The 7,860-nt window shown below is 68.2% G+C and carries 7 protein-coding genes; all 7 read right to left on the bottom strand.

What is annotated here, in order from left to right; translation table 11 throughout:
* The coding region (locus A612_RS04510) for an alpha/beta fold hydrolase (RefSeq protein WP_019373354.1) at positions 1–413 on the bottom strand (413 nt) is incomplete at its 3' end.
* Positions 414–471: 58 nt separating this feature from the next.
* Complete coding sequence (locus A612_RS04505) at positions 472–1,668, bottom strand: acetyl-CoA C-acyltransferase (protein WP_019373353.1); 1,197 nt, start codon at positions 1,666–1,668, stop codon at positions 472–474.
* A 27-nt stretch (positions 1,669–1,695) separates the two neighbouring features.
* Positions 1,696–4,119: a 3-hydroxyacyl-CoA dehydrogenase/enoyl-CoA hydratase family protein gene (locus A612_RS04500; RefSeq protein ID WP_040436068.1), complete on the bottom strand. Its 2,424-nt coding sequence runs from the start codon at positions 4,117–4,119 to the stop codon at positions 1,696–1,698.
* 24 nt (positions 4,120–4,143) lie between these two features.
* The gene (locus A612_RS04495; protein WP_040436067.1) at positions 4,144–4,578 is read right to left on the bottom strand and encodes a DUF2147 domain-containing protein; all 435 of its coding nucleotides are present in this window, start codon (positions 4,576–4,578) and stop codon (positions 4,144–4,146) included.
* A gap of 82 nt (positions 4,579–4,660) precedes the next feature.
* Positions 4,661–6,457, bottom strand: coding sequence for an acyl-CoA dehydrogenase C-terminal domain-containing protein (locus tag A612_RS04490; RefSeq protein WP_019373350.1), 1,797 nt, complete (start codon positions 6,455–6,457; stop codon positions 4,661–4,663).
* A 63-nt stretch (positions 6,458–6,520) separates the two neighbouring features.
* Positions 6,521–7,174, bottom strand: a complete 654-nt coding sequence (locus A612_RS04485) for a TetR/AcrR family transcriptional regulator (protein ID WP_019373349.1) — start codon at positions 7,172–7,174, stop codon at positions 6,521–6,523.
* A 103-nt stretch (positions 7,175–7,277) separates the two neighbouring features.
* On the bottom strand, positions 7,278–7,860 hold a 583-nt coding region (gene slmA / locus A612_RS04480), incomplete at its 5' end, for a nucleoid occlusion factor SlmA (protein ID WP_019373348.1).

The raw sequence follows: 7,860 nt of genomic DNA, 5'->3' as shown, positions 1-7,860 counted from the left end.
TAGCCGCTGCCGGCGGCCACGGCGAGCAGACCGGCAACGCGGTGTTTCTCCTGCAGCAGCCCGGGCAGCTGCGCACCCAGGCTGTGGCCGACCAGCAACAGCGGGCGGCCCGGCAACGCCTCGGCCGCATGGGCGATGACGGCGTCGTAGTCGCGCGCCCAGTCGTGCAGGTCGGCGCACACGGCGCGCATGGGGCCGTGCAGCGAAGCGCCCTGGCCGCGGTAGTCGAAGGTGCTGACCGCCCAGCCCTGCTCGGCCAGCCACTGGGCGAAGCGGGCGTAGAAGCCCTGCGGCACGCCAAAGGCCGCGCCGATGACCACGCTCGCGCGCGGCGGCGCACCGTCCGGGGGCAGGTAGCGGCGCACGGCCAGCGGATGGGCGGCACCGGGCACGGGCAGGGCAAGCTGCTGCATGGTGTCTCCTGAAACCACCCTCCCCCGTGGGCGCGAGGGAAGGCAGCGGCCCGAAGGCTCAGACGCGCTCGAAGATGCCGGCCGCGCCCTGCCCCATCCCGACGCACATGGTGACCATGCCGTACTTGAGGTTCTTGCGGCGCAGCGCGTGCACCACGGTGGCCGAGCGGATCGCGCCGGTGGCGCCCAGCGGGTGGCCCAGCGCAATGGCGCCGCCCATGGGGTTGACCTTCTCCTGGTCCAATCCCAGCGACTGGATCACCGCCAGCGACTGCGCGGCAAAGGCCTCGTTCAGCTCGTACCAGTCGATGTCCTCCTGCTTCAGGCCGGCATAGCGCAACGCCGCCGGGATCGCCTCGATCGGGCCGATGCCCATGATGGCCGGCGGCACGCCGCGGCTGGCGTAGCTGACGAAGCGCGCCAGCGGCGTGAGGCCAAAGCGCTTGACCGCCGCCTCGCTCGCCAGGATCAGCGCACCGGCGCCGTCGCTGGTCTGCGAGCTGTTGCCCGCCGTGACCGAGCCGCGCGCGGCAAACACCGTGCGCAACCTGGCCAGGCCCTCCATCGAGGTGTCGGGGCGCGGGCCCTCGTCCAGGTCCACGGTGCGGGTCTGCTTCGCGACCTCGGCGCTCTCCAGGTCGACGCTGCGCTCCGTTACCTCGATGGGCGTGATCTCGTCCTTGAACTCGCCTGCCTGCTGCGCGGCGATCGCCCGGCGGTGCGATTCCAGCGCGAAGGCATCCTGCGCCTCGCGCGAGACCTTCCACTGCTGCGCCACCTTCTCGGCCGTGAGGCCCATGCCGTAGGCGATGCCCACGTCGCCATCGCGCTCGAAGATGGACGGCGACAGCGAGGGGTTGTTGCCCATCATGGGCACCATGCTCATGCTCTCCACGCCGGCGGCGATCATCACGTCGGCCTCGCCCACGCGGATGCGGTCCGCCGCCATGGCCACGGCCGACAGGCCCGAGGCGCAGAAGCGGTTCACGGTGATGCCGCCCACGCTGGTCGGCAGACCGGCGAGCACGGCGCCGATGCGCGCCACGTTCAGGCCCTGCTGCGCCTCGGGGATGGCGCAGCCGCAGATCACGTCCTCAATGGCCTGCGGGTCCAGGCCAGGGGCCTGTGCCAGCGCCGCCTTCAGGATGGTGGCCAGCAGGTCGTCCGGCCGGTAGTTGCGGAAATAGCCCCGGTGCGAGCGGCCGATGGGCGTGCGCGTCGCGGCGACGATGTAGGCGTCTTGAATCTGTTTCATGGTTGTGTCTTCCCTTGTGCGACGCCGTCAGTTGCGCACCGGCTTGCCGGTGCTCAGCATGCCCAGGATGCGCTCCTGCGTCTTGGGGTGCTCGATCAGCGTGCAGAACGCGCGGCGCTCGAGCTGCATGAGGTATTCCTCGCTCACCAGCGTGCCGGCATCGACGTCGCCGCCGCAGACCACCTCGGCGATCATGGTGGCGATGCGCTGGTCGTGCTCGCTGATGAAGCCGCCGTCGCGCATGTTGGTCAGCTGGCCGCGGATGGTGGCGATGCCGCTGCGCCCCGCCACGGGGAACAGGCGCTTCATGGGCGCGCGCCAGCCGGCCATGCTCATGCAGCGCGCCTCGTTCACAGCGACGAACAGCAGCTCGTCCTTGTGCGGCACGATGATGTCGTCATCGAGCAGGTAACCGAGCTTCCTGGACTCCAGCGCGCTGGTGCCCACCTTGGCCATGGCGGCCGCCGTGAAGCCCTCGGTCAGGAAATGCAGCAGATCCTTGTCGGTGGACTTGGCGGCATTTTCGGCCGCGCGGCGGGCGATGTAGGTCAGGCCGCCCGCGCCCGGCACCAGGCCCACGCCCACTTCCACCAGGCCGATGTAGCTCTCCATGTGGGCCACGCGGCGCGCGCTGTGGATGGCCAGCTCGCAGCCTCCCCCCAGCGCCATGCCGTGGATGGCGGAGATCACCGGCACCTGGGCGTAGCGCAGGCGCAGCATCAGGTTCTGCAGCTCCTGCTCGACGCCCTCGATGGCGGCGATGCCCGCGACCACATAGGCCGGCATGGTGGCCTGCAGGTCGGCGCCCACCGAGAACGGCGCATCGCCCGACCAGATGACCAGCCCTTCGTACTCGCGCTCGGCCAGCTCCAGCGCCTCGGTCAGGCCTTCCATGACGTCCGGGCTGATGGCGTGCATCTTGCTCTGGATGCTGGCGATCAGCACGCGCCCGCCGGCCGGGCAGACTTCCTTGTCCAGCGTCCAGACGCGCAGCGCGTCGGAGTTGCTGATGGTGGTGCCGGCCGTGCGCCAGTCGGGCAGGTTGTCCTCGCCCAGCAGTTTTTCCGGGAAATACTGGCGCTCGTACACCGGCAGCTGACGGCGCGGCACGAACTTGCCACGGGCCGGGCTCCACGAGCCCTGCGCCGTGTGCACGCCGCCGGCATCCGCCACCGGGCCCTTGAAGACCCACTCGGGCAGTGGCGCCTTCGACAGCGCCTTGCCGGCGGCTATGTCCTCCTGGATCATCTTCGCCACTTCCAGCCAGCCGGCCTCTTGCCACAGCTCGAAGGGCCCCTGCTTCATGCCGAAGCCCCAGCGCATCGCCTGGTCCACGTCGCGTGCGGTATCGGCTATTGTTGCCAGGTGCACGGCCGCGTAGTGAAAGCTGTTGCGCAGGATCGCCCACAGGAACTGGCCCTGCGGCCCCTCGGCGTTGCGCAGGAGCTTCAGGCGCTCGGCGGCGGGCCTCTTCAGCATGCGGCCATAGACCTCGTCGGCCTTTTGGCCGGCGGGCACGTATTCCTCGCTGTCGAGCTCGAAGCGCAGGATGTCGCGGCCCACCTTCTTGTAGAAGCCCGCCTTGGTCTTCTGGCCCAGGTGGCCGAGCTCGATCAGCTTCTGCAAAACCGGGGGCGTGCCGAAGCTGTCGTAGAACGGGTCGGTCTCGATGCTCAGGTTGTCCTGCAGCGTCTTGATGACGTGCGCCATGGTGTCGAGCCCCACCACGTCGGCGGTGCGGAAGGTGCCCGAGCTGGCGCGGCCCAGCTTCTTGCCCGTCAGGTCATCCACCACGTCGAAAGTCAGACCGAAGTTCTCGACCTCCTTCATGGTGGACAGCATCCCGGCGATGCCCACGCGGTTGGCGATGAAGTTGGGCGTGTCGTGCGCGCGCACCACGCCCTTGCCCAGGCCCGTGGTCACGAAGGCTTCGAGCTGGTCCAGCACCTCGGGGTTGGTGGTCGGCGTGTTGATCAGCTCGACCAGCACCATGTAGCGCGGCGGGTTGAAGAAGTGGATGCCGCAAAAGCGCGGGCGCAGGCCCTCGGGCAGCGCCTCCGACAGCTTGGTGATCGACAGGCCCGAGGTGTTGCTCGCAAGAAGAGCGTGCTTGGCCACATGCGGCGCGATCTTCGTGTACAGGTCCAGCTTCCAGTCCATGCGCTCGGCGATCGCCTCGATCACCAGGTCGCAGTCCTTGAGCAGGTGCATGTGCTCCTCGTAGTTCGCCGCCTCGATCAGGTCGGCGTCGTCCGCCACGCCCAGGGGCGAGGGCTTGAGCTTCTTCAGGTTGGCGATGGCCTTCGTGACGATGCCGTTCTTCGGACCTTCCTTGGCAGGCAGGTCGAACAGCACCACCGGCACCTTCACGTTGACGAGGTGGGCGGCGATCTGCGCGCCCATCACGCCCGCGCCGAGCACGGCGACTTTTCTGACGTTGAATCGGGACATGGTTTGCTAGGGATGAGGAATGGGTTACTGCACGCGCTGCCAGGTCTGCGTGCGGCCGAAGGGGCCGATGGAGCCGCGCACTTCGAGCTTCTGCCCCCCTTCGATGGGCGTGAGGCGCAGCGTGTACTGTTTGCCGTTCTCGGGATCGAGGATCTTGCCGCCCTCCCACACGTCCTTGCCCTCGGCCTTCTTCGCGCCGGTGATGATGGGCAGGCCCACCATGGGCTGGTCCTTGAGCGCGTCCTTGCACTCCACGCACTTGGCGGCCGGGTCGGCGTCCTTGCGCAGCAGCTTCTCGATGCGCCCTTCGAGGATGCCGTCCTGCTCGGAGATGCGGATCTCCGACTTGGCCTCGCCGGTCTTGTCGTCCATGCTGCGCCACAGGCCCACGGGACTCATCTGGGCCCAGGCGGGGACGGCGACGGCTGCGAGAAGAAGGGTTGCAAGTGCTTTGTTCATGGCGGCTCCAGGATCGAAAAGAGGTCTTCGGGAAGGGAGGGCCCTCCGCCCGCGCTGGTGCGGGCGGGGGCAGGTGCCACTATCAGGCCAGTGCCGCGTCCGTGTCCATCAGCACCTTGGCGCCGGCGCGCGCCGTGCGCATCAGCGTGTGGACCTCGGGGAACAGCTTGGCGAAGTAGAAGCGCGCCGTCTGCAGCTTGGCCACGTAGAACGGGTCGGTGTTGCCGGCCTCGATCGCGCGCAGCGCCACCTGCGCCATGCGGGCGAACATGTAGCCGAACACCAGGTGGCCGGCCACGCGCAGGTAGTCCACGGCGGCAGCGCCCACCTCGTCGGGGTTCTGGAAACCGCGGAAGCCGATCTCGGTGGTGAACTTCGTCATCTGGTCGCCGAGGTAGGCGATCGGGTTGATGAACTCGGCCATCTTCTCGTTCACGCCTTCTTCCTGCACCAGCTGGCCGACCAGCTTGCCGAATTTCTTGAGCGTCGCGCCGTTGTTGCCCAGCACCTTGCGGCCCAGCAGGTCCAGCGACTGCACGGTGTTGGTGCCTTCATAGATCATGTTGATGCGGTTGTCCCGCACGAACTGCTCCATGCCCCATTCCTTGATGTAGCCGTGGCCGCCGAAGACCTGCATGCAGGCGTTGGTCGCCACGTGGCCGTTGTCGGTGATGAAGGCCTTGACGATCGGGGTCAGCAGGGCCACCAGCTCGTCCGAGTCCTTCCTCACCTTCTCGTCGGGGTGGTGGTGCGCCTTGTCCAGCAGCAGCGTGCAGAAGATCTGCAGCGCGCGCGCGCCTTCGGCGTAGGCCTTGGCAGTCAGCAGCATCTTGCGCACGTCGGGGTGCACGATGATGGGATCGGCTTCCTTGTCCTTGGCCTTGGTGCCCGACAGGCTGCGCATCTGCAGGCGGTCCTTGGCATAGGCCAGCGCGTTCTGGAAGGCGACTTCGGTGAGACCCAACGACTGGTTGCCAACCCCCAGGCGGGCGGCGTTCATCATCACGAACATGGCGGCCAGGCCCTTGTTGGGTTCACCCACCAGCGTGCCGATGGCGCCGTCGATGGCGATCTGCGCCGTGGCGTTGCCGTGGATGCCCATCTTGTGCTCCAGGCCCGTGCAGAAGATCGGGTTGCGCTCGCCCAGCGAGCCGTCGGCGTTCACCTTGAACTTCGGCACCACGAACAGGCTGATGCCCTTGCTGCCCTTGGGCGCGTCGGGCAGGCGGGCCAGCACCAAATGCACGATGTTGGAGGTGAAGTCGTGCTCGCCGGCGCTGATGAAGATCTTGTTGCCGGTGATCTTGTAGGTGCCATCGGCCTGGGGCTCGGCCTTGGTGCGCAGCAGGCCCAGGTCGGTGCCGCAGTGCGGCTCGGTCAGGCACATGGTGCCGGTCCACTCGCCGCTGACCAGCTTGGGCAGGTAGGTCTTCTTCTGCTCGTCGGTGCCGTGCGCCAGCAGCGCCTCGTAGGCGCCGTGCGACAGGCCGGGGTACATGGTCCAGGCCTGGTTGGCGCTGTTGAGCATCTCGTACAGGCACTGGTTCACGGTGTGCGGCAGGCCCTGGCCGCCGAATTCCGTGGCGCACGACAGCGCCGGCCAGCCGCCCTCCACGTACTGCCGGTAGGCCTCCTTGAAGCCCTTCGGGGGCGTGACCTCGTGCGTCTGCACGTCCAGCTTGCAGCCTTCCTCGTCGCCGCTGATGTTCAGCGGGAAGATCACGCCGGCGGCGAACTTGCCGGCCTCCTCCAGCACGGCGTTGATGGTGTCCTGGTCCACCTCGGCGTGCGCCGGCATGGCCTGGAACTCGTCGGTGACCTTGAACACTTCGTGCATCACGAATTGCATGTCGCGCAGCGGGGGCGTGTAGATGGGCATGGGTGCACTCCTGGGAAAGAAACGGTGGAAGGAAGAAGAAAAATGGAAAACGGGGGCGCCTGCTCAGCTTCCGTAGCGCGCCAGGATGTGGTCGAAGCCGCGCCGGGCGCGCTCGACCGAGCCCGGCGTCTTCAGCAGCCGCGCCTCGTAGTGCAGCGCCAGGATCAGGCCGTGGATCTCGAACAGCATCTGGTCGGGATCGGTGTCGCCGCGCAGCTGGCCACATTCCTTGCACTGCACGATGGCGCGCCGCATCGCCGCCATCCAGGTCGAGACCGAGCCCACCAGCGCATCGCGCACCGGGCCCTCGCGGTCGTCGAACTCCACGGCGCCGCTGATGTAGATGCAGCCCGAATCGATCTCGATCGAGGTGCGCAGCATCCAGTGGTCGAACATCGAGCGCAGGCGCGGCAGCCCGCGCGGCTCGGCCATCGCGGGGTAGAAGACTTCCTGCTCGAAGCGCTGGTGGTACTCGCGCACCACGGAGATCTGCAACTCCTCGCGCGAGCCGAAGTGGGCAAACACGCCCGACTTGCTCATCCCCGTGGCCTCCGCAAGGGCTCCGATGGACAGGCCTTCCAGCCCGATCTGCGAAGCCAGGCCCAGGGCCGCGTCGATGATCGCCGTCTTGGTCTGCTGGCCCTTGTGCAGGGCGCGGCCGTCGCGCGCATCGGCGCGCGCGGCCTTGGAACGGGTGGGGGACCGGGACTCTGGCATGGGTCAATAAAACGAACGATCGTTCTATTTTGCACAAAAGTCCAGCCCAGCGCCAGCCCCCTGGCGCACGCGCAGGTGCTCTTTGGGGTAAACCCGGACCGCGCTACAGCAGCAACGCCAGCGCCTCTTCCCACTGCGCCGTCGGCGCCTGCCGGAAACCCGAACGCACATAACGCTGCAGCCGCCCGCGCAGCCAGTCCACCAGCAGCGCCGCGCGCAGCTGGGCGGTGGCCATGGGCGTGGCCGCGCCGGCCGCCTGCAGGGCCAGGCGCAGCTCCTGGCGCAACTGCGCCTCCAGCTTGTCGAAGAACAGGTTCATGCGCTCGCGCAGCCGCTCGTGCTCCAGCACCAGCGCGTCCCCGGCCATGACGCTCGCCATGCCCGGGTTGCGCTCGGCGAACTGCAGCACCATCGCCACGATGCGCCCGGCCGTGCGCGTGCCCTGGGTGCCGTCCATGTCCTGGGCGGTGATCTGGCGCACCAGCGTGAGGACGCTCTCCTCGATGAAGTCCAGCAGGCCCTCGAACATCTGCGCCTTGCTCGCGAAGTGGCGGTACAGCGCCGCCTCGCTCACGCCCAGCCGGCGCGCCAGCGCGGCGGTGGTGATGCGCTCGCCGTCCGGCTGCTGCAACATCGCCGCCAGCGCCTGCAGGATCTGCTCGCGCCGCTCGCCCGGCTGCGGGCGC

Origin of the sequence: Melaminivora alkalimesophila (genome assembly GCF_000282995.1) — a bacterium.
Lineage (GTDB): Bacteria > Pseudomonadota > Gammaproteobacteria > Burkholderiales > Burkholderiaceae_C > Melaminivora > Melaminivora alkalimesophila.
Note: the sequence above shows the minus strand (reverse complement) of the source record. Positions and strands in the feature narration are given on the sequence as shown.

What these genes read in the sequence shown, in the direction of transcription:
- A612_RS04505 (WP_019373353.1), bottom strand. Translation starts at nt 1,668, where the DNA reads ATGAAACAGATTCAAGACGCCTACATCGTCGCCGCGACGCGCACGCCC.
- A612_RS04500 (WP_040436068.1), bottom strand. Translation starts at nt 4,119, where the DNA reads ATGTCCCGATTCAACGTCAGAAAAGTCGCCGTGCTCGGCGCGGGCGTG.
- A612_RS04495 (WP_040436067.1), bottom strand. Translation starts at nt 4,578, where the DNA reads ATGAACAAAGCACTTGCAACCCTTCTTCTCGCAGCCGTCGCCGTCCCC.
- A612_RS04490 (WP_019373350.1), bottom strand. Translation starts at nt 6,457, where the DNA reads ATGCCCATCTACACGCCCCCGCTGCGCGACATGCAATTCGTGATGCAC.
- A612_RS04485 (WP_019373349.1), bottom strand. Translation starts at nt 7,174, where the DNA reads ATGCCAGAGTCCCGGTCCCCCACCCGTTCCAAGGCCGCGCGCGCCGAT.